Origin of the sequence: Streptomyces sp. NPDC048603, from assembly GCF_043199475.1 — a bacterium.
Classification (GTDB): domain Bacteria; phylum Actinomycetota; class Actinomycetes; order Streptomycetales; family Streptomycetaceae; genus Streptomyces.
The window spans coordinates 180187-206056 of record NZ_JBICVY010000001.1; the positions used below are offsets into that span (position 1 = coordinate 180187).

Genomic DNA, 25870 nt, shown 5'->3' on the forward strand with positions numbered 1-25870 from the left:
GCGCAGGAAGGCGCAGGAACCGGCGTCCAGGGCAAGAGATCGGCACGATCCGGTCACTCTGGATGGCCGTCCGGTGAACCGTGCAGGGCCGCCGCCGGGCAACCACCCCTCGTGACAGCGCTGTCACGGGGCACCGGGCCGCCTCCCGGACGCGGCCGTGCCGGGCGCGGCTCGCGCCTGAGCTGCCCGAACGACCATTCGTGCGCCGATAGGCGAACCCTGTGTCCGTAAATCGGTCATCGATGTGCGCCCGCCCTTCGCATTCTGCAGACTCAGCGGCGTTCGGTCGGCATTGCAAAGCCAACTGCCGCACCTACCCTTCGAATTGAAAGAGAGTTCTGTCGTGCGTTACCGCATCGCCGCCGTCTCCTCCGCTGCCCTGCTGGTCCTGGCCGGTGCCACGGGCGTGGCCCAGGCCGGGCCCGCCGGCCTGTACGCGCCCTCCGCCGTGGTCCTCACCGTCGGCCACGGCGAGGACGCAGGCTCCGCCGTGCGGGCCGTCACCCTCAGCTGCGCGCCCACCGCCCGGGGAACGCACCCCGACCCCCAAGCCGCCTGCACCTCCCTGGCGGCCACCGCCGGCACTCTCGACGCCCTGCTGGCCTCCCCCGACCCCGACCGGGCCTGCCCCATGCACTACGACCCCGTCACCGCCACCGCGGACGGCGTCTGGGAAGGACGGCGCATCTCCTGGAAGCACACCTTCTCCAACGCGTGCGCCATGTCCGCGACCCTCAACGGCGACGCCGTCTTCGCGTTCTGACGTCCGCGTTCTGACGCCCCACCCGGTCCGGGCCCCTCCGCGCGAGGGGCCCGCTGCCGTTTCTTTCCCCCCGCCGTCGGCGCTACGGTGCGTGACCCGGCCCTGCCGGCGGGTGTACGAGCGGGCACGGCTGACCGCCCGCCACCACCGTTGTCAGTGGGGCCCGCTACTGTCCCGCTCATACCGCAGGTCAGGGGGCACTGTGCCCCCGCTCCGGGCTGCGTGGAATCCGATCGGGCACGGCGAGGGGGCAGTAGGGATGGGCTGGCTGTCAGCGGGCGAAGGGTATGAAATCGCCTTGGTGGAGGGGCGGGTGGCAGCACGCGCCGTAACCGGGCGGGCTGCGGGGCGGCAGTTGAAGACGCTGCCCAAGGCCCTGAAGGACAGCGCCGAGGTGGACCGGCTGCGCCGGCTCGGCGAGTGGCTGGACCGGCACGCGGCCTCCTGCGTCGCGCAGGTGGACGCCTGGATGGTGTCCTCCCTGCCGGTGCCGACCGCGCTGCTCGCCCGGGTCTGGCCGGACGAGGCGTGGCAGGGCGCGCTGCGCGACATCGCGGTCGTCGGCGAGGACCCGGACGAGGTGGGCTTCCTGCGCGATGCCACCTCCTCGGGCGAGCTGCGGGTGGTGAACCTCGACGGCGAGACCGTACGGCTCTCCGCGCCCACCGTGCTCCTGCCGCATCCCGTGCTGCTGCCCGACCTGGACGACGTACGCGAGTTCGCGGCGGAACTGGGCATCGTGCAGGGGGTCGAGCAGATCCACCGGGCCACCTGGCGCAAGCCCGGGGACGTGGCGTCCGACACCACCGAGGTCCGGGAGTTCGCGGGCGGCTCCTACCCCAACCGGTTCCGGCTCGCGGCCCGCGCCACGGCGCTCGGCTACCGGGTGTCCGGCGGGTACGCCACCTGCGCGGTCCGCGATGCCGGGCGCGGCCTGACGGCCTCGGTGTGGATCGGCGAGCCCTACTGGGACGGGGACTCCGCGACGGGGGCGCTGTCCTGGCAGGACGAGGAGGGCCGCGCGGCCGCGCTGCGCGAGGTCGGACCGGTCGCCTGGTCCGAGGGGATGCGGATGGCCGCCGCACTGTACGCCGGCCGCACGATCGAAGAGGGCGGGAACGAGCGATGACCACCACCACACCCATGACCCCTGCCGCCGGCACCACGGACGGCGTGGATGAGGCCGCACTGCTGATCGAGGCGGGTGCGGTCCTGCCGGCCGGCACCGAGGGCGCCGGTCCCGGCGCGGTCGACCTCACCGCCCGGACGTACCGTCACCCCGGCCTCCCCGAGGGCCGTGTCGTGGTCCGTCTCTCGGCGGCCGAACTGGGCGCGGCCGAGGACCTCGCCGCCGGTTTCCTGGGGCTGGTGCCCGACGGCGAGCCGGCCGTGGTCGGCCTCGGCCGCCGCCGGGCGCTGGGCTTCGCCGAGTGGGTGCTCGTCCACCACCCCGAGGACGGCCACCACGCCCTGGCACTGGTACCGGAGCTGGAGCGGGTGGCCCGCCAGGCCAAGTCCAAGCCAAAGGCCGCCCTGGAGTCCTGCCACGAGCTGGCCGGGCGGCTGGCGGCGGCCGTGCCGCACTTCCTGCCGGTCTTCTACGAGGAGACCGCGCGCGTGTTCCTGTCGGTGGAGAACCCCACCTATGCGGCGCAGCTGTTCACCCGGGCGCGCAAGAGCGAGGCCGGTCACGGCCTGGCCGTCGACGACGACCGGCTCGACGCCGTCTTCCTGGAGTTCGCCCTCGCCGGGGCGCTGCCGGTGCGGGTGCTCACCTCGTACGCCAAGGACCTGGAGCTGCGGGTGCCCGCGGCCGAGGCGTACGGGCGCTACCGGCGCCTGTGCGTACGCCGTACGGCGGGCGGCATGGTTCCCTCCGCCCAGGTCGCCCCCGCGCTGCGCCGTCTGGCGCGCTCGGCCGGGTTGGACGCGGTGGAGGCCGAACAGGACTACCTCGCCGAACTGCTGGCGCTGCCCGCCACCCTGCGCGCGACCGCGGGCTGGTGGAAGACGCACCGGTCCGCGCTGGTCGGCCTGGCCCGCCGCGAACCCGCCGTGCGCGGCGCCCTGCTGTCCCTGACGCCGCAGGGCGAGGACTCCCACGACGGCGAACTCTCGCGGCTGTGGCTCGACATCCTGGAGGAGTCGGGGGCCACCGCCGGGCTGGTCTCGGCGACGGCGCCGGACGGGGAGCGCTGCGCCGACGGCACCGCCGGCTGGCTGGAGCGCTTCCACGCCGCCCGCCACCGGGGCTGGGGCCGGCGGCTCGCGCTGCCGCTCCTGCTCGACGTGGTCCGGCGGTCCGCGGACGTGCTGCGCGCCGAACTGACCGCGCCGGACCGGGAGGCGGGCCGGGAGGCGGGCCTGCGCATCGGGGTCCAGGACGTCGACCTGCTCGACCTGCTGCTCTCCCTCGGCCTCCCGGTCGCCTCCCCGGCCGGGGAGGAGGCGCTCGGCCTGGAGGCCTGGGCGGAGGGCGAGGAGCGCCGCGACCTGCTGGCGCTCGCCGCCGACGAGCGCTTCCGGCCCGCCTTCACCCGTGCCGCGAACGGCTTCCACGACAACGACCTCAGCGCGTCCGTGGTCCGCCGGGTCGCCGCCGCGGCGGGCGGCCGCCCGATGCTCGCCGAGTGGGTGCGCACCGTGGCGCGGGCCTCCGCCGACACCGGCCTGCCCCTGTACCCGCAGGCCGTGCACCGCCTGACCTGGCTGCCCGCCGAGGCGCTGGTCCTCGCCGAGGGGGAGGTGGCCGACGCGGCCGCCACCGACCTCGGGGGGCTGGTGGCCCGCACCCTGCGCGGCGGCCTCTTCGAGGAACTCGTCTGGCCCGCCTGGGAGGAGGCGCTCGCCGAGCTGGATCCCAAGCGCGAGAACTCGGACCTCACCGTGGTCAGCGCCTGGCCGCACCTGATCGTGGCGAACCAGCGGCAGGTCCGGGTGATCGACGCCCACTCCGCCGTGCTCGTCCACGACCTGCGCATCCCCGGCACGGACCGGCGCACCACCGGCTTCCACTACGTGGACGGTGCGCTGCTGGTCTGCTGGCGCCCCTGGTACGGCGGCGGGGCGACGCAGGGCTACTGGCACACCGACCCCGACCACGTGTTCACCGTGGACACCGGCCGGCACCCGTGGCGGCTCGCCCTCCAGCACATCGGCCTGCCGCTGGCCGGCGGCGGGCTCGCCACCGGCGCGGGGGTGCTCCACCGGGGCGACACCCGGCTGCCGGACGAGCGCGTGATGATCTCCGACGGCCCGTCGTACTGGACCTGGCAGAGCGACGGGACCACGCACGGCTGGACGGAGTACGACCCGGCCTCCGACACCACCGGGCGGCGTGCCCTGCCCGCGTTCCTCACCGATGCCCTCCAGGGCCACCCCGACGGCAGCACCCTGTCCGAGCAGAGCAGTTGGCTGCGTCCCGGGCCCGCCGTCGAGGGCTCGGTGCTCAGCCGTCCCGCCGGCGGTCTGCTCGGCTGGCGCGTGGTGCGGCTGCCCGGCGGGGGATGGCGGGCCTGCGACACCGCCGGCCGGGAGGTCTCCGTACCGAAGGGCGACAACGACGGGGCGCCGCTCGCGGCGATCGTGTTCCCGGGCGACGACCGGCCGCGGGCGGTCTCCTCGAACTGGCACTTCTTCCGGCTCGTCGACCCGGACGGTGCGGTCACCGCCGAGGCCCCGAGCCGTTCGTTCCACGGCTCCGGCGCGCACGGGCACCGGCTGCCGCCCGCCGACCACTGGTTCTGCCTGCGTCCGCGTGACCCCGAGGGCTCGTCGGCGCTGCGCGGGGTGGACCGGGACGCGGCGGCGGCGCTGCTGGCCTCGGCCGCGGAGACGCCCGCCGGGGAACTGCCCGCGCTGGTACGGGCCGGGCTGCCGCGGATCACCGACGAGGTCCTGGTCCAGGGCATCGCCCGCACGGTCCGCTTCGCCCTCGCTCAGCGGACCACCCAGGAGAAGATCACCGAGCGCCTGGCGCGTGCTGTGCGGGGCGGGACGGGGGAATCGGCGCCGCAGGGTCCGGCGGACACGGCCCTGATGCCGGCGCTGGACGGCCTGAGCGGGACGGTCGGCTACCGCTGGGGCGGCCGGCACAACCAGGGGGACCACGCCTGCCGGGCGATGGCCGCCGTCGCCGCGGTGCGGGCGGACACCGGGGCGGTGGCCGAACCCGGGCGGCTGCACTGCGAGATGCCCGGCCTGCCGCACAGCAACGTCCCGTGGACCCGGCTCCTCGAACAGCCTGCCGCCCTCGCCTACCGTGCGGTCGCCGCGACCACCTCCGAGGAGGACCGCGAGGCGCTCCTGGCCTTCCTGCGGGAGATGGACGGGCTCGGCGTGCCGGGAGGGTCCGGCGGGTGGCGCCGGAGCACGGTCCGCCTGACGCACCGTGCGCTGCGCAAGCCGGACGGCACCGAGCACCACGCCTACCACAGCAGTGTGCTTCCGCTCGGCGGCGGAGCCCTCCTCGTCACCGGCTACGGCTGCGACCACATCAGCGACGGCATCGAGATGGAGGCACTCCACTACGACCCGGCGGGCACGTTCACCATGCCCGCGCCCTACACCCTGGTCCGGGACCGGCAGCTCGGCGACCCCGGGCGCGCGGACGGCTGGACGGCCCGCTTCCTCGACGAGGCCGCCGAACGGGGCGCGGTGTCCTGGCGGCCCGAGGCCGCCGAGGAGTTCGCCCGGCTCACCGGCGCCTCGGGCACCATGGCGCGGCTGGTCCTCGCCGGCCTGCCGGCCGTGGACTCGTACGAGCAGGGCTTCCTCACCCCGGAGCAGCGGACCGTCCTCAGCGTCAAGGCGAGCGAGGCTGCCGTGGCCCGTGACGAGCTGAAGGCCCTGACCCCCGAGGTCCGCCGGGAGCTGGTCGCGGCGCTCCTGCCCGCCGATCCGGCCCGTCTGTGGACGCACGGACCGGAGGTGGCCGCCGCCGCGGAGGTGTGGAACGGGCGGGTCGGCAGGCGGGTCGCGGTTCCCGAGTGGCTGACCGTCGAGGCCCATCGCGGGGTCAGGACCTCCTGGCCCGCGCTCCGCTCCCTGCCCGCCGTACTCGATCCGGCCGCCGCGCCGGCGCTGAGCACCGATGTGGCCTGGTTGGTCAAGGGGGACCGGGTGCAGCCGGAGCAGTCGACCGGTGAGGTCTTCTCCGCGGACGTGCTGACGGGATCCGTGGCGATGATCGCCTGGCTGGCCCACCGGCTGCCGGCCGGCGACCCGGTGCGGGCCCTGCTGCCGTCGGCGCTCGCCGCGATCCGCAAGCGGCTCGTCGCCCCGGAGCTGATGATGGTGGTCGGCTGGTACGTCAACCTGAAGGACTTCCGCAAGGCCGCGGGGGCACCGACGCGTACGGCCGAGCACTACGAGGAGTACGGAGCGGTGGTGCTGCCCACGCATGACGGGCAGCCCGTGCCCGCGGTGCGCCCGGCTCTGCTGGATTCGGCCGGCCGCGACCCGTACCTGCCGCTGCTGCGCGGGGCCGCCCAGCACCCCTTCCCCGTGGAGGCGGCGCTGCGGGTCGTGCACGACGCCCGTTTCGCCGCGCTGCTCGCCGATCCGGGTGCTCCCGGTGACACTGCGGCGGGTGCGGCGGGTACGGCAGGGGTGGCGGTTGCGGCGGGCGTGGCGGGAGCCGACGGCACCTGGTGGCCGCAGGATCCGACCCGCTCGGTGCCCGAGCTGGTGGGCGAGGCGGCGGAGGCGTACGGCCTGGGTGCCGACGCCGCCGCCCTGTACCTGATGCTGCTGGCGATGCCCGACCCCACCGACCGCAACACCGCCCGATGGACGGGCTGGAAGCCGGCCCGGATGAAGGCCGCCCGCGCCGAACTGGGCGCCACCGACCTGGTGGTGACGGCGAGCCGCACCCGGGCCGGACGCGGCCTGTTCCTGCCCGGCGGCTGGGTCGAAACGGCGTCTCCCGCGCTGCCGCTGGAGCAGTGGAAGGCGCCGATGCACGAGGACCTGCTCGCCGAACGGACACCGCTCCTCGGTGTGCTGGTCCCCACCGAGCCGCCGGCCGAGCTCTACCGCAGGGCGTGGCAGCGGGTCCGCGAGGGCGACGTCCCGCGCTTCACCGAGCTGAAGGTGCGGCGGGTCAGGCGCCGCTGAGTCCGGCGGCTCCGGCGCGCCGGGTCCGGGGCCGCCGCCCCGGACCGTCCTCGTACGGGCGGTCCGTTGCTGCGCCCCGACCCCTCCGCGGCGCCGGCACTCCGCACCGCACCGCACCACCCCTCCCACACGACTTCAAGGACACCCGATGACCCTCACCGAGCAGCCTTCACCCGCACCCGCCGCCCGGCAGGTGCTCCCCGCCGAGGAGCGCCACGCCGCCGAACTGGCCTTCCTCGCCGCGCAGGACACCGGCCCCCGCCCGCCCGGCTGGGCGCTGACCCCGCGTGCCGTCGTCACCTTCGTCTGCGGCAGCGGCGGTGAGGAACTGGCGCTGCCCGAGCGCCACCCCGGCCTGCCCGCCAAGCTGGCGATCACCGCCAAGTTCGTCGGCGAGCGCGCCCTGGTCGAACGCTGCGTGGTCACCCTGGCCGGAGAGCGCGGCCTGCTGCTCGTCGGCGAGCCCGGCACGGCCAAGTCGATGCTCTCCGAGCTGCTGTCGGCCGCCGTCTGCGGCACCAGCGCCCTCACCGTCCAGGGCACCGCCGGCACCACCGAGGACGCCTTCCGCTACGGCTGGAACTACGCCCTGCTGCTCGCGCAGGGCCCCACCCCGCAGGCCCTGGTCGACTCCCCCGTGCTCACGGCCATGCGCAGCGGGCGGGTGGCCCGGGTCGAGGAGATCACCCGCTGCCTGCCCGAGGTGCAGGACGCCCTGGTGTCGATCCTGTCCGAGCGGCGGGTCACCGTGCCCGAACTGACCGCGACCGAGGACGCGGTGGTCAGCGCGGCGCCCGGCTTCACCGTCATCGCCACCGCCAACCTGCGCGACCGCGGGGTCTCCGAGATGTCCGCCGCCCTCAAGCGGCGCTTCAACTTCGAGACGGTCCAGCCGATCGCGGACGCCGATGCCGAGGCCGCGCTGATCCGCCGTCAGGCGGTCGCCGCGGTGCAGCGTGCGGGCGCCGGGTTCGGTGTCGACGACGCGGTGCTGGACGCGCTCGTGACGGTCTTCCGCGATCTGCGGTCCGGGCGTTCGGCCGAGGGCTGGGACGTGGAGCGGCCGGGCACGGTGATGTCCACGGCCGAGGCGGTGCAGGTGGCGACCTCGCTCGGGGTCGCGACCGCCTATCTGCCGGCCGGTGACGCCCTGGACCTGCTGCCGGGCCATCTGCTCGGCGTGGTCCGCAAGGACGATCCCGCCGACCACGACCGTCTGCTGGGCTACTGGGACGGCCCGGTCCGGCGCCGGGCCGAGGAGGGCTCGGCGATGTGGCGTCGCCTCTGGGACCTGCGCGGGAGCCTGCGGTGACGACCGACACGAGCACATTCGCGGCCGCCGCGGGGGCCGGTGGCGGCGAGCGGGCCGGAGCCGACCCGCGTGCGGTCGTGGACCTGCTGGGCGCGTGCCGGCAGCCGTTCCTGCTCGGCGTACGGCACCACAGCCCGGCCCTGGCCGCGGTGGTGCCCGCTCTGCTGGAGGCCTCGGGCGCGGACGTGGTCTGCGTCGAGCTGCCCGCCGACTTCCAGGACTGGCTGCCGCATCTGGCCGATCCGGAGACCGTGGCACCCGTGGCCCTGGCGGCCGCCGGCGCCGACGGCCGGCTGGCCTTCTACCCGTTCGCGGACTTCTCCCCCGAGCTGGCCGCGATCCGCTGGGCGCGGGAACACGGCGTCGAAGTCCTCTGCTGTGACCTGCCGTTGGCGGACGCGGGCTGGTCGTCGGCGGAGGCGGCACCGGCGGCGGACGTTCCGGACGGACGGGGTGACGGGGCTCTCGGAACGCCCTCGGCCGTGGGTGCCACAGCCGGGCGCTCCTTCGCCGAGGCACTCGCCGCGGCCGGCACGGGCCGCGACGGAGAGGACCTGTGGGACCGTGCCGTGGAGGTGCTCGCCCCCGGCTGCCCGCCGGACGCCGTCCGCCGTGCCGCCCTCGGCGTGGGCTGGGCGCTGCGCCGGGACGCGGAGGACCGGGGCGGAGTACCGGCCACGGATCTGGCCCGCGAGGCACACATGCGCGGGGTGATTCACGGGGCGGCTGCCTCCGGCCGTACGGTCGCGGCGGTCATAGGCGCCTTCCACGCCCCGGCCCTGGTGGCCGCCGGGTCCGGCGGCCACCAGGGCCGTGGGACCGGCGCCGCCCCGGCCCGCACCGGGGACACCGCGGTGACCTCGCTCGTCCCCTACTCCTTCGATCTGCTGGATTCCCGTTCGGGCTATCCGGCGGGCATCCGCGATCCCCTCTGGCAGCAGGCCGTGCTGGGTGCGGGCGGGGACCCGGAGCGGGTGCAGGAGGCCGCCGCGCACGCGGTCACCGGTGTGTGCCGGGAACTGCGCGGCGCCGGGCACACCGCGGGCACCGGGGAGGCCGCCGAGACGCTGCGGCTGGCCGGGGACCTGGCCCGGCTGCGCGGGCTGCCGGCACCCGGTCGGGGCGAACTGCTGGAAGCCGTCACGACCGTGCTCGGTCAGGGCGAACTGCTGGGCCGTGGCCGGGCGCTGGCCCGCGCGCTGGACGCCGTACTGGTCGGGGCCGCGCGCGGCCGGCTGTCGCCCCGTACCCCGCGCTCCGGTCTGGGACCCGCCGTGGAGCGGGAGCTGGCGGAGCTGCGGCTGCCGTGTCCCGGCGATCCCCCGGCGCGCGAGGTCCGGCTCGACCCGCTCCGCTCGCCGCTCGACGCCCGGCGGGAGGTGCTGCTGCAGCGCCTGCTGGTGTGCGGCGCGTCCTACGGCGAGCCGCTCAGGGTGGCGGGGACCGGCGACGGCACCGCCCTGGGGAGCAGGTGGCGGGTGTCGTGGAGGCCTTCGGTGCCCGCCCGTCTCGACCTGGCGGGCGTGCGCGGGGTGACCGTGGCCCAGGCCGCGGCCGGAACGCTGCGCGAGACGGCCCGCCGGGAGGCCGCCGAGGGCGGTCCCACCTGCGACCGGATCCTCGCCGGCCTGGGCGCGGCGGCCCGCTGCGATCTGCCCGAGCTGGTCGCCGTACGGCTCGCGGAGGCGGCGGAGGTGCTGCCCGGGGCGGCGTCCCTGCCGGAACTCCTCGCGGCTCTCGACCTGTTGGAGGCACTGCAGCGGGGGCATCTGCCGGGTGCCGGCGCCGAGGGCCGGGCGGTGGCCGCCGCCCTCACGGCGGAACTGCTCGAGGCGGCCGTGCGTACGCTGCCCGGTCTGGCGGGCAGTGACGATCCCGCCGACGCGGCCGCACTGGTGGCTCTGGCCGAGCGGGCCGCCGCACACCATCTCGGTCTGCGCCTGGACCGGGCCCTGGCCGTCCTGGGCAAGAGCGGGTCACCGCTGATGCAGGGCGCGGCGGCGGCGGTACGGGTGCTGCTGGACCTGGAGCGGACGGCGGAACTCGGCGGCCGGGCCGCCGGGTGGATCGATGCCGCAGGCGATCCGGACGGCCGCCGTCGGCTGAGCCGGCGGCTGACCGGCCTGCTCACCGCCGCCGGACCGCTGCTGCAGGTCTCCGCGGCCGCTCTGGACCCGCTGCTGGACCGGATCGAGGCGCTCGGCGACCGGGAGTTCCTGGACCGGCTGCCGGCGTTGCGCGGCGGGTTCGACGCGTTGTCCCCCGCCGGCCGTGACCGGATGCTGGCCGCGGTGTCCGGCCGTCTCGGCGACCGGATCGACCTCTCCCTGGCCGCGCCGCCCGCGCTGCTCGCCCTGTGGGCGGCGGCCGACGCGGCCGGGGCGTCCGCTCTCAAGGTCCTTCAGGAGTCTGCGGTCGGCGGCGAACGGACGGCCGAAGCCGGGCGGGCGGCGGGCGCGGGCCCCGGGGCGGAGGCGGCGTCAGGGCCGGTGTCGGTGTCGGTGGATGCCGGTGTCCGTGCCTCGCAGGACGGTCCCGCCGACGGAGTCGGTCCGGGACGTCCGCCGGGCGGAACGCCTGCCGGATCAGCCGTGCTGCGGCGGATCGGCCCGGCCGACCGCTGGCGGCTGCTGCTCGGCCGCGAGCAGGACCGGCTGCCGGCCGACGTACGCCGCCATGCCCGCGCACTGGACGAGCTGTACGGGGCAGGGCGCGGCGAGGGCTCCTCGGACCTGGACCGGGGCGGTGCCGCGGGTCCCGGCGGCGGGCAGGAAGCTTCCTTCCCCACGGCCCGGGAATGGGCCGGGGAACTGGAGGCGCTGTTCGGTGCCGATGTGCGCGAGGAGGTGCTCGCGGCGGCGGCCGACGCGGGCCGCACCGACGTGCTGGCCCAGCTCGACCCCGCGGCCGTACGTCCCTCGGTGGAACTGCTCACCTCGGTGCTGTCGCTGGCCGGCGGAATGCCGGAACACCAGGTGGCTCGGCTGCGGCCGCTGGTCCGGCGGCTGGTCGAGGAGCTCACCAGGGAGCTGGTCACCCGGACGCGTCCCGCGCTGTCCGGACTGGCCACACCACGGCCGACCCGCCGGCCCGGTGGACGGCTGGACCTGGCGCGCACCCTCCGGGCCAACCTGGCGCATGCGCGCCGGCTGGAGGACGGCCGCGTGCGGGTCGTACCGGAACGGCCGGTGTTCAGCACCCGGGTGAACCGCGAGGCCGACTGGCGGCTGATCCTCGTCGTCGATGTGTCGGGCTCGATGGAGGCCTCGGTGATCTGGTCCGCGCTGACCGCCGCCGTCCTGGCCGGCGTACCGACGCTGTCCACGCACTTCCTCGCCTTCTCCACCGGCGTGGTCGACCTCACCGACCGGGTCGACGACCCGCTGTCGCTGCTGCTCGAGGTCCGGGTCGGCGGCGGCACGCACATCGCGGCCGGTCTCGCCCACGCCCGTTCCCTGATCACCGTGCCCAGCCGCACGCTCGTGGTCGTGGTCAGCGACTTCGAGGAGGGCCTGCCGGTCGGCGGACTGCTCGGCGAGGTCCGGGCGCTGGCCGCCTCCGGGGCCCATCTGCTGGGCTGCGCCGCCCTCGACGACACCGGCACCCCGCGCTACTCCGTCCCGATCGCCCGGCAGCTCGTCGCGGCCGGGATGCCGGTGGCCGCTCTCAGTCCTCTCGCCCTCGCCCGCTGGGTGGGCGACCGCCTCCGTGGAGATGCCCGTTGACCGCCACCACCGCCACCACCGCCACGACCGCCACCACCGGCGCAGCCGCCGGCGCAGCGGGAGGAGGTCTGCCGCCGGTGGCACCCGAGGTCCTCGCCGAGGCCGTCGAGGCCCTCACCGCACGGCTGCGCAAGAGACTGGACGCCGCCATCGCCGACTGCGGCGCGGACGCGGTCCTCACGGAGGACGGTTCGGTCACCGTCCGCTTCGGCGAGGACGCCCTGGTCACCCTGCGCCCCGGCCCCTCGGGGGCGGTGACGTCCGGTACCCAGGCCGGCTGCAGCTGCCTGCTGGCACCCCGGTGCCTGCACCGGGCCGCCGTGCTCGGCGCGGCTCCGATCGCCGATGCGCCGGACGAGGGAGAACCGACGGACGGGGAACCGACGGACGGGGAGCTGACGGACCGGGAGCTGACGGACGGGGAACCGGCTGGAGCGTCGGGGGACGGCGACGGTCCGGCGGTCGAGCGCGCCGCGACTCGCGCAGGGTCCGGCGTGGCCTCCGGCGACCTCGCGTCGGGCGGTACGCCGAGGCCCCGCTCGGGGGCGCAGGAGCGGGGGGCGGCGGCAGCGACCCCGCGGGACGGGTCGGCCGCCCCGGAGCGGCAGGCCCTCACCGCCCCGCAGATCGCCGCCGCCGCCGCGTTGTGGGAGGCCGCGGCCACGGCCCTCGCGGGAGGTGTGCCGGCCGCCGGCGCCGTGGTGCAGGCCGAGTTGCTGCGGGCCGCGCACACCGCCCGGGTGGCCGGGCTGCCCCGCGCCGAGGCGGCCGCCCTGCGCCTCGTGCGCGGGCTGCGCGGCGCCCGGGACCGCAGCTCCACCCATCGGTCGGCCGACCTCGCCGGTGCCTTCCGCGAACTCCTGTGGATCTGCGCCGTCCTGGCCGGGGGCACCGCCGACCCCGTCCTGGCGGGCAGCGGCCGCCGCGCGTACCGGCCCGGCGGCAGCCTGCGCGCGTACGGCCTGTGCCGGGAGCCGGTGCTCTCCGCCACCGGATACGGCGGGGTGGTCACCCACGTGCTCACCCCCGACGGCGTACGGCTGTCGGTCCCGGACGTCAAGCCGGGCGGCCTGGCGCGCGCCCGGGGTGCCGGTTCCGCGTCCGTCGCGCTCGGCGGCGCGGCGCTCGACCATGCCGGGCTGGCCCGCGGCGGGCTGCTGATCGTGGGCGCCACGGTGTCGGCCGACGGGCGCCTGGGCGCCGGCCGCGGCGTCAAGGCGACTCCCCTGCGCGGGGTGTCCTGGACGGAGGAGCCGGCGGCCCCGCTGTTCACCCGACCGGCTGCCGAGGTGGTGGCGGAGCGGCTCGCGGGTGAGGACGGGGCCGGGACCGCGGCTGGGACCGCGGCCGGCGACCGGGGCGAGCTGCTCGGCTGCGACGTGGAGGTCGTGGGTGCGGCGGGCGAGCAACTGCTGGTGCGTGAGCTGTCCGCGGACGGTTCGGTGCGGGAGGGGGCGCCGGTGCTGCGGCTGCTGCCCGCCCATCCGCATCCCGAGCTGCCGCACCTGGCGAACCTGCGCCGGCTGGCGGGCTGTCCGGGGCTGAGGCTGCGCGTCCTGGGGCGGCCCGACCTGGACCGGGCCGCCACCCTGCGCCCGCTGGCGGTCGGTCCGGTGCCGGGCGCCGGGTACACCCTGCGGCTGCCCGAGGAGTGGCTGGGCCGGGCCGACCTCGGGTACGACCTCCTGCAGGGGGTCCACCTTCCGAGCGGCTCCCCCGCCACGTCTCCCGCCGCCTCTCCCGGCCCTGCCGGGGCCGGTCCGGACCCGCTGGCCGACTCTCCCCTGTGGCGCGTACGCCGGCTGCTGGAGACCGGCGTGGCCGGCGGGCGCCGCGCGGTGGCCGAGGCCGCCCGCGGCACGGAACCACTGACCCGTCCCGACCTGCTGCGCCGCCTCGGTTTCGGTACGGCGGCCGGTCTGACGGAGGCACTGGCCGCCGAGGCGGACCGGCGCCCCCGGGACGCGTTCGGCCGGCTCACGGACGCCTCGGCGGAGCGCTACGCCCGGGCCTGGCTCGCCGTGGCCGTCCACCTGGCGGCGGCCGAGCGTTCCCTGGTGGCCGCTTCCTGGTCGTGACCGCACGGCACCCGGCGTCCTCCGTTCGGGGCCGGTGTGCGGCGCACACGAGTGCCTGCGCGTGCGGTGGCGCAGCGGCGCGCGGACCCTGGAAGCCGCGGGCTTCGGGACGAACGGCGAGGGGCGATGATCGTAACGGTGGTGTCGATGCCGGAGATGGCGGTCGCCCGTACGGACGTGGCGGAGGCCCGTGACCGGCTGGCCACCGAGCCCTTCCTCCTGGTCGACGTGGAGCTGCCGGAGGAACAGCGGACGGAACCGGGGTCGGTCGCCGAGCAGCTGGGCCTGGACATCGAGGGGCTGGAGTGGTTCGGAACGGCTGACGAGCCCGCCCGGGCCGAGTACCTGGGCGACAGGGCCGGCTTCGTCGTGCCCGTGGTGCGGGGGGAGCGGTTCACCCACGTGCACGTGGTGGTGACCGACCGCTTCCTGGCCACCGTGCACCGGGGGCGGATCGACCTGGCGAGGACCGTCACGGAGATGGCGCACGAGCGGCCCGTCGACACGGTGGCCGTACTCTTCCTCCTGCTCGGGGAGGCGCTGGGCACCTTTCGCCGGGCGGCGGTGCAGGCCCTGCTGGAGGCCGAGGAACTCGAGGACGACATGTTCGAGGAGCGGAGCCCCGATCAGGTCTACCGGCTGGCCCAGCTGCGCCGCCACTCCGCCCGCCTGCACCACTACCTGCGGCCGTTCCTCGAGGTCACCGACGAGGTCCTCACCCGGCGGCTGATGAGCCGCAGCTTCCCGAAGGAACGGCAGCGCCTCGTCCGCGAGTTCCAGACCAGCTCCAGACTGGTGCTCGCGGACATCGAATCCCTCCAGGAGGCCACCCGCCGGGCGTTCGCCAGCTACTCCTCGCTCATCGCCGGCGAGCAGAACGGCGTGATCAACCGGCTGGCCATCGTGTCGGTGGTCTTCCTTCCGCTGTCTTTCCTGACCGGCTTCTTCGGCATGAACTTCACCTTCCTGACGGACAAGCTGGAGAGCAGGGGCGAGTTCTGGCTGCTGGCCGTCGGCCTCCAGGCGCTCGTCCTGTGCATCTCCCTGTACGTACTGCACCGCACCCGGATCTGGCGCCGCCTGCGCGAGGACGACTGAGGTCCTCCGCTCTGAAGCCCGCCGAGGCCGGGACGGCGGCCATCACCTCCGCCATCGCGGCTCCGCTCAATCCAGTCCGCGATGCCCGCCGGGAGGTGCACCGGTGTCCTGCCGACTGCTGTCCGGATGCGGGTCTCGGGCACGATGCCGCGGCCGACCGAGTGATGGGCGGGTGGGTGGCGGCGTGTACCGAGCCGGGGGCGGGGCGGGCGCGTGAGGATGCTCGGGTTCCAATGCCCCACTCCCGCTACACCTCCGGAGTCTTTCGGTGCTCGAACGCAAGCAGCTCAAGGGTCGCACCCAGGTCACCTTCATCCTCCCCGAGAACACTCCGCACGGGCCCGTCAGTGTGGTCGGGGACTTCAACCACTGGAATCCGGCCGCCCATCCGCTGGCGGCCCGGGGAGACGGCACCCGTGCGGTCAGCGTCACCCTCCCGGCGCACGGCATGCACTCCTTCCGCTATCTGGCGGCCGGTGACTACTGGTTCGACGACGAGGGCGCCGACAGCCACGACGGCACCAACAGCCGCCTCCACACCTGACCGCCCCGGCCTGCCGCCCGCGGCAGGCCGTGACGAACGGTCGGGACCGTCGTTGAACGAGGCGGTCAAGCGAAGCCAGCCGGGCCCCGGGACGGTCGTCCCGGGGCCCGGCTGTTGGCATCCGCCGCTTCCGCCGGAGCAGCGTTCCCGGGGTGTCAGTGGGGTGTCAGTGGAGTGTCGGTGGGGGGCTCTAGCGTGGGGGCATGATCTGGAATGCCGAACGGGACGTCCTTGCGCCCGTGCCGCCCGATGAGCGGCTTGCCGGTGCGCCCGTGGGGGTCGGCGGGGTCGTGGAGCTGGCGGTGGCTCATCTCGACGCCCGCGTGAACACGGTGGCGGGGTTCGAGCTCGCACTCGACGGCCTGGTGCGTCAGGCGTACCTCGACCGGAACGCGCTCGCCGCCTCCCTGTCCACGGCAGTGGGGCACCGCCACACGGAGGAGGACACCGAGGCGGACCGGCTCGGCCCGGTGGACGTGGTGGTGGCCACGCTGCTGGGGCGGGTGCCGGGGTACAGCCTCAAGCCCGGGTACGTACGCCGGCCCCGCGGGCACGAGGCCTGCGCGCAGGGCGGGCTGGAGCTGGTCATCGCCGCACGGGTGTGTGAGGCCGGGTACGCGCTGCTGTCCGGGCGGCCCCTGCCGTTCCTGCTGGCCACACCGACCTGGGACACGGGCGCGCTGGACGCGGCCGAGCTGGTCGGGCGGCTCGCCGAGTACGGGCGGCTGGGCGTGCGGCCCGGCCCCGCCGACTTCGGGCAGGCGCTGCTGCGCGTACGCCGGGACGGTCCTGCGGCGTCCGCGGCCGCCGGGGCCGCGGCCCGGCTGGGGACCGCCGAGGGCGATCGGCTCGCCGTCTGGCTGGGTCCGGACGGCGCGCCGGGCCCGGTCGTGCGCCGGGTCGTCACGCCGGATCCGGGTGCGCACCGGGCCTGGGCGCGGACCGGTGCCGCGGTGCCGCAGGTCGCGTTCGCCGGCGGTGGACGGCCGGTCCTGCTGCGGGAGTTCCCGGACGCCTTCCACCGGCTCGGCCGGCCCCACGAGGGATTCACCCAGTGCTATCACTGGCACGAGGGGCATGCCGTACGGGCCTCGGTGCTGCCGGAGGACCGGGAGACCCAGGCTTCGTGGCTGCTGCCGGGCGTGACGCTGGCCGCGACGGCCGGAGACCACGGCTCAGCATGGATGCTGCCGCACCTCGCCCGGCTGGGAGGGCCTGCGGGGCCCGCGCTGCACGCCGCGGTGGCGGCGGGGATGGGCGGGCGCGACCCGGAGAGCCGTCGCCCGGCGGTGGAGGCGCTGCTGGTGCTGGCGGCCCGCGGCGAGCTCGACACCGGGCTGCTCGGGCGGGAGCTGGCGGCCATGGCGGCGCTGGGCACCGTCAAGCCCAACCGGCTCGCCGACGCGGCCCGTTCGGCCGCGTCGGCGGGTGCGTACGCCACCGTGTGGGCGGTCCTCGCCGAGGTGCTGCCCGCCCTCCTGCCCTCGGTACGGGGTGCGGGCGAGGTGCTGGCCGTAGCCGCCGAGTGTGCGGAGCGGTGCGGGGCGGCGGGCCCGGTCCCGGCCGGGGTGGCGGAGGTCGCGGCCCGGCCCGGGTCCTCCCGGACCACGGCCGGGGCGCGGCGGCTGAGCGCCGCGCTCGAAGGGCGCCGGCCGGCCGGCGCGCCACGGCGGTGAGCCGGAGTCTGCGCCGGGCTCGGTCGAGCCCGCCGACCCGGTCCTGCCGCGCCGGGTTCGGGATTGTCGGTGGCGTGGGTCACAGTGGAGAGGAATGGCGGTGACCGGCCGAGCGGAACCGGAGTGATCCCATGACGTACGCGATCCGGGCCGAGGGCCTGGCCAAACGGTTCAAGGAGACCCGCGCCCTGGCGGGCGTGGACCTCCAGGTCCCGGCGGGCACCGTCCTCGGCCTGCTCGGTCCCAACGGCGCGGGCAAGACGACCGCGGTCCGCATCTTCGCCACCCTGCTGCGGCCGGACGCCGGACGGGCCGAGGTGGGCGGGTACGACGTGGTGCGGCAGGCCGGTCACGTCCGCTCCCTGATCGGGCTCACCGGACAGTACGCCGCGGTCGACGAGAACCTGACCGGCACGGAGAACCTGCTCATGATCGGCCGGCTGCTGGGCATGCCACGGGCGGAGGCCAGGGCCAGGTCGCACGAGCTGCTGGACCGGTTCGGGCTCGGTGACGCGGCGGGCCGGGCCGCCAAGACCTACTCGGGCGGTATGCGACGGCGGCTGGACCTGGCGGCGAGCCTGGTGGGGCGGCCCCGCATCCTCTTCCTGGACGAGCCGACCACCGGACTCGACCCGCACAGCCGGGGCGAGGTCTGGGAGATGGTGCGCGGCCTGGTGGCGGAGGGCGTGACGGCCCTGCTCACGACGCAGTACCTGGACGAGGCCGACCGGCTCGCCGACACCATCGTGGTGATCGACAAGGGCAGGGTGATCGCCGACGGTACCCCGGACGAACTGAAAGCGCAGGTCGGCGGACAGGTACTGGAACTCCGCCCGGTCCGCGCCGCCGACCTGGGCGCGGCACACGCCGTGCTCGTGGAGGAGGCCGGCCCGCTGGCCACGATCGAGGGCGAGGGTGTCACCGCGCCGGTGAACGACCCCGCGCTGATGCCGAACGTGGTGCGGCGGCTGGACCAGGTGGGGATCGCGGTGGGTGAGCTGGCCCTGCGCCACTCCTCCCTGGACGAGGTGTTCATGGTGCTCACCGGCCACCGGGCGGAACCGGACGCGCCGGACGCGCCGGACGCGCCTGACGGGGCGAAGGGGGCGGAGACGGAGGCAGAAGCGGAAGCAGGGGCGGGGACGGGGGCGGGGACGGGGACGGGGGACGACGAGGACGGGGCCTACGAGAAGGCCGGGAGACGGTCATGACCACCGCGTCACTCACCGACACCCTGGACGGAGGCCACGGCCGGGTCCGGCCCGTGGCGGCGCTGCGGCAGACCGCCACCATGGCCTGGCGCAGCCTGGTGTCCGTGAAGCACAACCCGCTGGAGCTCGTCGACTACAGCATCACGCCGATCATGTTCGTGTTCCTGTTCACCTATGTCTTCGGCGGGCAGATGGCGGGTTCGCCCCAGGAATACCTGCAGTACGCGCTCGCGGGCATCATCGTCCAGAACACCCTGTTCATGACCGTGTACACGGCCATGTCACTCAACAGCGACCTCACCAAGGGCGTCTTCGACCGCCTCCGCAGCCTGCCCATCGCCCGCTCGGCCCCGCTGTTCGGGCGCATCACGGCGGACCTGGCCAAACAGCTCTGGGCGATGCTGCTGATGATCGCGCTGGGCACCGTGCTCGGTTTCCGGATCACCGGCAGCGCCGCGGGCTTCCTCGGCGCCACCCTGCTGCTGCTCACCTTCGCCGCCGCCGTCTCGTGGGTGGCGGTGCTCACCGGGATGCTCGCCGGGGACGCGGAGAAGGTGCAGGTCTTCGCCTTCACCTTCATCTTCCCCATCACCTTCACCAGCAGCGCCTTCGCCCGCCCCGAGACCATGCCGGGCTGGCTCCGGACCTGGGTGGAGGTCAACCCGGTCACGCAGTTGTCGGACGCCTTCCGCGGCCTGCTGCTGGGCACCCCCGTCGGGTCGTCGGTGATGTGGTCTCTGATCTGGGCGGCGGGAATCGCCGCGGTCTTCATGCCGCTGGCGATGCGCGCCTACCGCACCCGCGGCCAGTGACGGGCTGCTGCTCGCCGTCGTCATGCTGCCCGGCCCGCGGCGGCGCTGGAGGGCCGCCTGCCGCAGACCGCCCAGGCGCGGGCGGTGAACGCGATCGACCCGTCCGGCCGGGTGGGCACGGCGGCCCGGAAGGTGTCGCGCAACCGGTCCCGGGCCGCCGGGGCGAGGGTGGCGACATAGCCGGGGGCGGGGCCCTGGCCGGCCAGGAACGGCTCCCACAGATCCGCGAATCCGGCGAAGACTGTGGGTACCTCGACCGGGGCGACGGTCACCTCGGTCAGCCCCGCCCCGGCCCACAGCGCGAGGAGCGGCTCCGGCCGGCACCCGTGGAAGCGGCGGCCCTCGTGGAGGGCGGCCGCCGGTGGATCCGCGGCCACCGCGGCGTCCCAGAAGGCGGTCAGGAACTCCATGCCCCTGGCGTAGTCCCACACGTACGCGGCGACCGGCCCACCCCGTTTCACCACCCGGGCCGCCTCGGCCACCGCCGCGCCGGGCGCCGGCAGGAAGTTGAGTGCAAGTCCGCTCACGGCTGCATCGCAGGCTTCGTCGCGTACGGGCAGCGACAGCGCGTCGGCCACCGCGAAGCGGGCCGGGGCCGGAACGGCGGCGCGGGCCGCACGAACGAAGCCGGCGGAGCGGTCCAGTCCGAGCACCGTCCGGGGCCGGCAGCGGGCAGCGATGGCCGCGGTCAGCGCGCCCGTCCCGCATCCCACGTCCAGCCAGCGCAGACCGTCCGCGCAGCCGAGCCATGCCAGGAATCCGTCCGCGACCGGGCGGCTCCACCGGCCCATGTACCGGTCGTAGGCGTCACCGGCGGCCCAGGTGTCGAAACGCTCTTCCCGGCGCACTTTCCCGCGCTCTTCCCCGCGCTCTTCCTCACGCTGTTCCTTCATCCGTCCACGATCCGTCCGTCCACAAGGTCCCACCACCTCGCGGGTCCGGCGGGTCAGCGCTTGAGGTAGGCGAGCACGGCCAGCACCCTGCGGTTGTCGTCCGCCGACGGCGCGATCCGGAGTTTGGTGAAGATGGCGGCCGTGTGCTTGGCGACGGCACTCTCGCTGATGTGCAGACCGCCCGCGATCGCGGCGTTGGACCTGCCCTCCGCCATCAGTTCCAGGACCTCGCGCTCACGCGGCGTCAGGCTGTCGATGGTCCCGCGGGCGTCACCGCGCGCGAGCAGGCGCGAGATGACCTGCGGGTCCATCACGGTGCCGCCGGCGGCGACACGGCGGACGGCGTCGACGAACTGCTCGGTGTGGGTGACCCGGTCCTTGAGCAGGTACCCCACGGCTCCTTCCCCGCCGGCCAGCAGTTCGTTGGCGTACAGCTGCTCGACGTACTGGGACAGGACCAGGACGGGCAGGCCGGGCCTGCGGCGGCGGGCTTCCAGGGCTGCCTGCAGGCCCTCGTCCGTGAAGGTGGGCGGCAGCCGTACGTCGACCACGGCGATGTCCGGTGCCGCGTCCCCCTCCTCCAGCAGGGCGCGCCGCAGGGACGGGCCGTTGTCCACCTCCACGACCTCGCAGCCGTGTTCCCGGAGGGTGCGGCTCAGCCCGTCCCTCAGCAGGAAGAGGTCTTCGGCGAGGACAACGCGCACGGAATCTCCATCGTCACGGTGGTCGGTCCGCCCTGCGGACTGTGCAGGGCGAGGGTCCCGTCGAAGGTATCCAACCGCCTTCGTACGCCGGCCAGTCCGGTGCCCCGGGCGGGATCGGCGCCGCCGTGGCCGTCGTCGGTGACGGAGGCGCGGAGCAGGCCGTCCCCGTAGGCCAGGTCTATGCGGACCTCGCGTGCGCCGGAGTGCTTCGCCGCGTTCGCCAGCGCCTCGCCGACGGCGAAGTAGGCCGCGGACTCGACGGGCGCCGGGAACCGGCCCGGCAGCCGGGCCTCGACGCGGACGTCGAGGAAGCTGTCGAGGGCGAGTGACCTGACCGCGTCGCCGAGGCCGCGGTCGGCGAGGACCGGCGGCTGGATGCCGTGGACCAGGTCGCGCAGGTCCTGCAGGGCCCGTTCGGCCGTGCTGCGGACGTCGAGCAGGAGCGCGCGTGCCGTCGTCGGGTCCGCCTCCAGCAGGCGGGTGGCCCGGTCCAGGGTCATGCCCAGGGCGACCAGCCGGGCCTGGGCGCCGTCGTGCAGGTCCCGTTCGACGCGCCGCAGTTCGGCGGCCAGGGTGTCCAGGGCCAGGCTGCGGGTGTCGGTGAGCCGCTCGATCCGCCGGGTGAGGTGGGTGCTGCGCGGTTCCGCGAGCAGCCCCTTGCCCAGCCGGGCGTGCAGGCGGAGCACGGCGGGGGCTGCGAGCAGACCGGCGGCCGCGAAGGCGAGGCCGAGCACCAGTGCGGCGAGCATGGTCGCGGTGGTGTGGACGGGGACGAAGGCGTACCAGTTGCCCTCACCGAGGGACCGCCAGACGAAGGGCTGCACGAGGGCGCCGAACGCCCCGTACTCGACCAGGGCGAGGGGGACGGCGACCAGCACGCCTCCCGTCACCGGTTCCAGCCAGGCCCACGCCAGATCTCGCCAGAAGCCCTGGTCCGCGAGGATGGCGCGCGACCTGCGGCGGGGATGGGCACCACCGGCCGCGGGCAGCGGCTCGGGCGGGCTGACGCGGACGCCCGTCCAGGCCTCGGCCCGGGTGCGGGAGCGGTCGGTCAGTGCGCGCAGGGCCCGTGCGGCGGGCGGCAGCAGCCAGAAGCCGACGCCCACGGGCAGCAGCAGCACGGCGAGCACCACGAGCGAGCCGGCCGCTGAGGCGGCGAGCGCGTGCAGGCTCGCCAGCTGGCACCGGCCGACGGCGACGCAGGAGCGCGCCAGGGCGGTGCGCACGGGGGCGGTGCGCACCGGGGCGGGGGGCGTGGGGGCGGGGGGCACCGGGACGGTGACGGTGCCCTGCGCGCGACTCAGCGGAGGTCTTCCATGATCGCGTCGAGCCTATCCGGTGCGGGTGAGGCCGCCACCTCCCGCCCCCTGCCCCTGCCGTTGCCTCGGCTCAGCCAGGTCCACAGCACCGCCGCCGCCAGGCACGAGGCGCCGAACAGCACCATGGGCAGGACCGTGCCGGCCTCCTCGTCCATGAACAGCAGCATGCCGAGGTTGACCAGGGTGTGGAAGCCCCCCGCGAGCAGCAGCCGGGAACCCCTCGCTCCTTCGAGGGCCCAGCCCAGCACCACCGACATGGATACCGTCGCGGTCAGGAACGCCCCGGCGTACACGGGGTGTTGGGCGAACACCTGAACGTGCCACACACCCCACAGCAGGCCGACCGCGACGGAGGCCGTGAGGGGCCCGAAACGGGCGCGCAGCACCGGCTGCAGGAGACAGCGCCACCCGATCTCCTCTCCGCACGCACCGATCAGCTGCGCCCCGGCGATCAGCGCGAACGGCGCGTCCGTGGACGCGATCCGCGCGTCCCCGCCGAGCGCCGCGTAGGCACCGGCACTCGCGCAGATGACCAGCGGGGCCGTCACGGTCAGCAGCAGGCCCCGGCCCGCCCGCCCGAGGCGGCCGCCGGGCCCGGCGGATTCGACGGAGCCGCCGGGACCCGGCACGGGGCCGGTGAGCAGCTCCCGCACCCGCCTCCGCCACAACACGGCCACGACACCCACCCCGAGGGCGGGCCCGAACTGGGTCAGCTGGATGACCTCGGAGGGTATCCGCGTCACGGGCTGTACGGCCCCCAGCACGCCGGCCGCCAGGAAGGCGACGACGAGGAACAGGACCGTCAGCCTGAGGTCCACAGTTGTCTTTCGCATGGCTCCGACGATGCCGCCCGGCACCGCCCGGGCCATTGCACCCGGATCCCCGGCCGGGGTGTACCCAGGTACACCCCGCGTACGGCCGGCCCCGCGTACGGCCGGCCCGGGGGCCGGCCGTCCCGGGGGACGGCCGGCCGTCGTCAGCTCCGGGCGAGGCGCGGGATGAGGCGTTCGGCGTTGCCACGGTGGATGGCGTGGAGGTCGCCGTCCTGCCAGTGCGGGTAGTCGACCAGCCCGTCGTCGAAGCCGGCACACCACTCCTCGGGGACCATCGGGAAGTCGCTGCCGTACAGGACACGTCCGGGTGCGGCGAAGGCGAGGAGCGAGGGCAGCGAGGCGGGGCCGGCGCAGAACGCGGTGTCGAACCAGAAGCGGCGCAGCTCGGCCAGGAGGTCCTCCGGGGTGGTACCGGGGCGCAGCCGGGCGGCGGCCGCGAAGCGGTGGGCGGCGTACGGCAGGAAGCCCCCCGCATGGGGAAGGATCATCTTCAGCCGGGGGTACCGGCCGGGGACACCGGCGACGGCCAGGTGCAGGGCGGTGCGGGCGGTGTCGTACGGGAAGTCCACCAGCGGGCTGGGCAGGCCGGGGACCATCGCGCCGGGCGGTGCGGTGGGGTGGACGAGGACCACGGCCGCACGCGCGTCGAGCTCGGCCCAGAGCGGCTCGAACTCCGGGTCGCCGAGGTAGCGGCCGTGGGCGTTGGACAGGAGCATCACGCCGTCGGCGTCCAGCTCGTCCAGGGCGTGGACGGCCTCGTCGAGCGCCCCGTCCACGTCCGGCAGGGGGAGGACGGCGAAGTTGCCGAACCGGTCGGGCCGGTCCTTGACCAGCTCGGCGGTGAACTCGTTCACGGCCCGGGCCGTGTGGCGGGCCCCGTCGGGGTCGTCGGGGGCGGCGAGGGGGGCCGCGTAGGAGAGGATGCCGGTGGCGATCGAGTGGCGGTCCATCATGGCGAGCGCGCCCTGCCGGTCCCAGGCGGGCACCGGCCAGCCGAGGGCGGCGGCGCGGTCCGCGATGGCGCGGCTGCGGTCGGGCGGGATCACGTGCTGGTGGACGTCGATGCGTGCGTGGCCGTTCATGCCGGTCCGGGTCTCCTCCTGCCGCATTCCGGGGCGGCCGGTGCGCGGTGGGGCCGCACGGACCCCGCGGGCCGGCCGCAGTCCATGAGAGTCCACCGGCACGTCCGGCCGCCTGCACACGCGTAAGCGGCACGGGGCGGTCCACCCGACCGGCCCACCCGGCCGATGCGCCGGGTCGACCCCTCGGCACCCCTCGGCCATAAGTCGCGCTTATGGGGTCATAAAGAAGGAGCGGGTATCGAGTTAGGTTAGCCTTAGTTTAGGGTTCCTGTTGATCACGTCCTTGACGTCCGAAGGGAACCTGTCATGCCTCGCCCCCTGCGCGTAGCGATCGTCGGTGCCGGACCTGCGGGTATCTACGCCGCCGATGCGCTGCTCAAGTCCGAGGCTGCCGCCGAACCCGGTGTGTCCATCGACCTCTTCGAGCGGATGCCCGCGCCCTTCGGCCTGATCCGTTACGGCGTCGCACCGGACCACCCGCGGATCAAGGGCATCATCACCGCGCTGCACCAGGTGCTCGACAAGCCGCAGGTCCGCCTCTTCGGCAACGTCGACTACCCGACGGACGTCTCGCTCGACGACCTGCGCTCCTTCTACGACGCGGTGATCTTCTCGACCGGCGCCACCGCCGACCGCGCCCTGGACATCCCCGGTGTCGGCCTGGACGGCTCCTACGGCGCCGCCGACTTCGTCTCCTGGTACGACGGCCACCCGGACGTGCCGCGCACCTGGCCGCTCGGCGCGGAGAAGGTCGCGGTGCTCGGTGTCGGCAACGTCGCCCTCGACGTCGCGCGCATCCTCGCGAAGACGGCCGACGAACTGCTGCCCACCGAGATCCCGCCGAACGTGTACGACGGCCTCAGGGCCAACAAGGCCCTGGAGGTGCACGTCTTCGGGCGCCGCGGCCCGGCCCAGGCCAAGTTCAGCCCGATGGAGCTGCGCGAACTCGACCACTCCCCCACCATCGAGGTCATCGTCAACCCCGAGGACATCGACTACGACGAGGGCTCGATCAGCACCCGCCGCTCCAACAAGCAGGCCGACATGGTGGCCAAGACCCTCGAGAACTGGGCGATACGCGACATCGGCGACCGCCCGCACAAGCTGTTCCTCCACTTCTTCGAGTCGCCGGCCGAGATCCTCGGCGAGGACGGCAGGGTCGTGGGCCTGCGCACCGAGCGCACGGCGCTCGACGGCACCGGCAACGTCAAGGGCACCGGCGAGTTCACGACCTGGGACGTCCAGGCCGTCTACCGCGCCGTGGGCTACCTCTCGGACGAACTCCCCAAGCTCCCCTGGGACGTCGAGTCGGGCACGGTCCCGGACGAGGGCGGCCGGGTGGTCGAGGCGGGACAGCACCTGCCGTCGACGTACGTCACGGGCTGGATCCGGCGCGGCCCCATCGGGTTGATCGGGCACACCAAGGGCGACGCCAACGAGACCGTGGCCAACCTCCTGGCCGACCACGCCGAGGGCCGGCTGCTCACGCCCGCCTCGCCGTCGCCGGAGGCGGTCGACGCCTTCCTGGCCGGGCGCGGTGTGCGCTACACGACCTGGGAGGGCTGGTACCGCCTGGACGCGGCCGAGAAGGCGCTGGGCGAGCCGCAGGGCCGCGAGCGCGTGAAGATCGTCGAGCGGGACGAGATGCTGGACGCCAGCGGAGCCTGACCCTGTCCCCCGCCCGATGACTCCCCCGCCCTCCG

General features: G+C 75.2%; 17 protein-coding genes. 12 read left to right on the forward strand and 5 right to left on the reverse strand.

Going from position 1 to position 25870, the window contains the following annotated elements; translation table 11 throughout:
- The first annotated feature begins 343 nt into the window (after window positions 1–343).
- The 11 genes from ACGFQ9_RS00900 to ACGFQ9_RS00950 all read left to right on the forward strand — a co-directional run bounded on the left by ACGFQ9_RS00900 (window position 344) and on the right by ACGFQ9_RS00950 (window position 19336).
- Entirely contained in the window at window positions 344–763 is a 420-nt protein-coding gene (locus ACGFQ9_RS00900) for a subtilase-type protease inhibitor (protein ID WP_393569803.1), read from the forward strand.
- Between the two features lie 259 nt (window positions 764–1022).
- Window positions 1023–1892, forward strand: a complete 870-nt coding sequence (locus tag ACGFQ9_RS00905) for a DUF4132 domain-containing protein (RefSeq protein WP_393569805.1) — start codon at window positions 1023–1025, stop codon at window positions 1890–1892.
- Entirely contained in the window at window positions 1889–6880 is a 4992-nt protein-coding gene (locus tag ACGFQ9_RS00910; protein ID WP_393569807.1) for a DNA-binding protein, read from the forward strand. The genes ACGFQ9_RS00905 and ACGFQ9_RS00910 overlap by 4 nt, the downstream gene beginning before the upstream one ends.
- A 148-nt stretch (window positions 6881–7028) precedes the next feature.
- Window positions 7029–8192 (forward strand): AAA family ATPase, encoded by a 1164-nt coding sequence (locus ACGFQ9_RS00915; RefSeq protein WP_393569809.1) that lies wholly within the window; start codon window positions 7029–7031, stop codon window positions 8190–8192.
- A 77-nt stretch (window positions 8193–8269) separates the two neighbouring features.
- Complete coding sequence (locus ACGFQ9_RS00920; RefSeq protein WP_393570771.1) at window positions 8270–11917, forward strand: DUF5682 family protein; 3648 nt, start codon at window positions 8270–8272, stop codon at window positions 11915–11917.
- Window positions 11918–11985: 68 nt separating this feature from the next.
- The gene (locus tag ACGFQ9_RS00925) at window positions 11986–13995 is read left to right on the forward strand and encodes a hypothetical protein (RefSeq protein ID WP_393570773.1); all 2010 of its coding nucleotides are present in this window, start codon (window positions 11986–11988) and stop codon (window positions 13993–13995) included.
- Window positions 13996–14121: 126 nt separating this feature from the next.
- A complete protein-coding gene (locus ACGFQ9_RS00930) occupies window positions 14122–15093 on the forward strand; it encodes a CorA family divalent cation transporter (RefSeq protein ID WP_393569811.1) in 972 nt (323 codons plus the stop codon).
- A gap of 268 nt (window positions 15094–15361) precedes the next feature.
- Entirely contained in the window at window positions 15362–15637 is a 276-nt protein-coding gene (locus ACGFQ9_RS00935; protein ID WP_393569813.1) for an isoamylase early set domain-containing protein, read from the forward strand.
- Window positions 15638–15840: 203 nt separating this feature from the next.
- Entirely contained in the window at window positions 15841–17313 is a 1473-nt protein-coding gene (locus ACGFQ9_RS00940) for a hypothetical protein (protein ID WP_393569815.1), read from the forward strand.
- 131 nt (window positions 17314–17444) lie between these two features.
- Window positions 17445–18524, forward strand: coding sequence for an ATP-binding cassette domain-containing protein (locus ACGFQ9_RS00945; protein ID WP_393569817.1), 1080 nt, complete (start codon window positions 17445–17447; stop codon window positions 18522–18524).
- Window positions 18521–19336: an ABC transporter permease gene (locus tag ACGFQ9_RS00950; protein WP_393569819.1), complete on the forward strand. Its 816-nt coding sequence runs from the start codon at window positions 18521–18523 to the stop codon at window positions 19334–19336. Before ACGFQ9_RS00945 ends, ACGFQ9_RS00950 begins: the two co-directional genes overlap by 4 nt.
- A 20-nt stretch (window positions 19337–19356) precedes the next feature.
- On the opposite strand, the gene ACGFQ9_RS00955 is transcribed toward ACGFQ9_RS00950, so the two are convergent.
- The 5 genes from ACGFQ9_RS00955 to ACGFQ9_RS00975 all read right to left on the reverse strand — a co-directional run bounded on the left by ACGFQ9_RS00955 (window position 19357) and on the right by ACGFQ9_RS00975 (window position 24167).
- The gene (locus ACGFQ9_RS00955) at window positions 19357–20229 is read right to left on the reverse strand and encodes a class I SAM-dependent methyltransferase (protein ID WP_393569821.1); all 873 of its coding nucleotides are present in this window, start codon (window positions 20227–20229) and stop codon (window positions 19357–19359) included.
- 53 nt (window positions 20230–20282) lie between these two features.
- On the reverse strand, window positions 20283–20933 hold the full coding sequence (locus ACGFQ9_RS00960) for a LuxR C-terminal-related transcriptional regulator (RefSeq protein ID WP_393569823.1): 651 nt from the start codon (window positions 20931–20933) through the stop codon (window positions 20283–20285).
- The gene (locus tag ACGFQ9_RS00965; RefSeq protein WP_393569825.1) at window positions 20897–22204 is read right to left on the reverse strand and encodes a sensor histidine kinase; all 1308 of its coding nucleotides are present in this window, start codon (window positions 22202–22204) and stop codon (window positions 20897–20899) included. The genes ACGFQ9_RS00960 and ACGFQ9_RS00965 overlap by 37 nt, the downstream gene beginning before the upstream one ends.
- Window positions 22205–22233: 29 nt before the next feature.
- The gene (locus tag ACGFQ9_RS00970) at window positions 22234–23085 is read right to left on the reverse strand and encodes a CPBP family intramembrane glutamic endopeptidase (RefSeq protein WP_393569827.1); all 852 of its coding nucleotides are present in this window, start codon (window positions 23083–23085) and stop codon (window positions 22234–22236) included.
- Between the two features lie 143 nt (window positions 23086–23228).
- Window positions 23229–24167, reverse strand: coding sequence for an amidohydrolase family protein (locus tag ACGFQ9_RS00975; protein ID WP_393569828.1), 939 nt, complete (start codon window positions 24165–24167; stop codon window positions 23229–23231).
- Window positions 24168–24473: 306 nt separating this feature from the next.
- Between ACGFQ9_RS00975 and ACGFQ9_RS00980 the strand changes: the two genes are divergently transcribed.
- A complete protein-coding gene (locus tag ACGFQ9_RS00980; RefSeq protein WP_393569830.1) occupies window positions 24474–25835 on the forward strand; it encodes an FAD-dependent oxidoreductase in 1362 nt (453 codons plus the stop codon).
- The last annotated feature ends 35 nt before the right edge of the window (window positions 25836–25870 follow it).

What these genes read in the sequence shown, in the direction of transcription:
- ACGFQ9_RS00940 (WP_393569815.1), top strand. Translation starts at nt 15,841, where the DNA reads ATGATCTGGAATGCCGAACGGGACGTCCTTGCGCCCGTGCCGCCCGAT.
- ACGFQ9_RS00955 (WP_393569821.1), bottom strand. Translation starts at nt 20,229, where the DNA reads ATGAAGGAACAGCGTGAGGAAGAGCGCGGGGAAGAGCGCGGGAAAGTG.
- ACGFQ9_RS00930 (WP_393569811.1), top strand. Translation starts at nt 14,122, where the DNA reads ATGATCGTAACGGTGGTGTCGATGCCGGAGATGGCGGTCGCCCGTACG.
- ACGFQ9_RS00950 (WP_393569819.1), top strand. Translation starts at nt 18,521, where the DNA reads ATGACCACCGCGTCACTCACCGACACCCTGGACGGAGGCCACGGCCGG.
- ACGFQ9_RS00910 (WP_393569807.1), top strand. Translation starts at nt 1,889, where the DNA reads ATGACCACCACCACACCCATGACCCCTGCCGCCGGCACCACGGACGGC.
- ACGFQ9_RS00970 (WP_393569827.1), bottom strand. Translation starts at nt 23,085, where the DNA reads ATGCGAAAGACAACTGTGGACCTCAGGCTGACGGTCCTGTTCCTCGTC.
- ACGFQ9_RS00915 (WP_393569809.1), top strand. Translation starts at nt 7,029, where the DNA reads ATGACCCTCACCGAGCAGCCTTCACCCGCACCCGCCGCCCGGCAGGTG.
- ACGFQ9_RS00975 (WP_393569828.1), bottom strand. Translation starts at nt 24,167, where the DNA reads ATGAACGGCCACGCACGCATCGACGTCCACCAGCACGTGATCCCGCCC.
- ACGFQ9_RS00905 (WP_393569805.1), top strand. Translation starts at nt 1,023, where the DNA reads ATGGGCTGGCTGTCAGCGGGCGAAGGGTATGAAATCGCCTTGGTGGAG.
- ACGFQ9_RS00980 (WP_393569830.1), top strand. Translation starts at nt 24,474, where the DNA reads ATGCCTCGCCCCCTGCGCGTAGCGATCGTCGGTGCCGGACCTGCGGGT.
- ACGFQ9_RS00945 (WP_393569817.1), top strand. Translation starts at nt 17,445, where the DNA reads ATGACGTACGCGATCCGGGCCGAGGGCCTGGCCAAACGGTTCAAGGAG.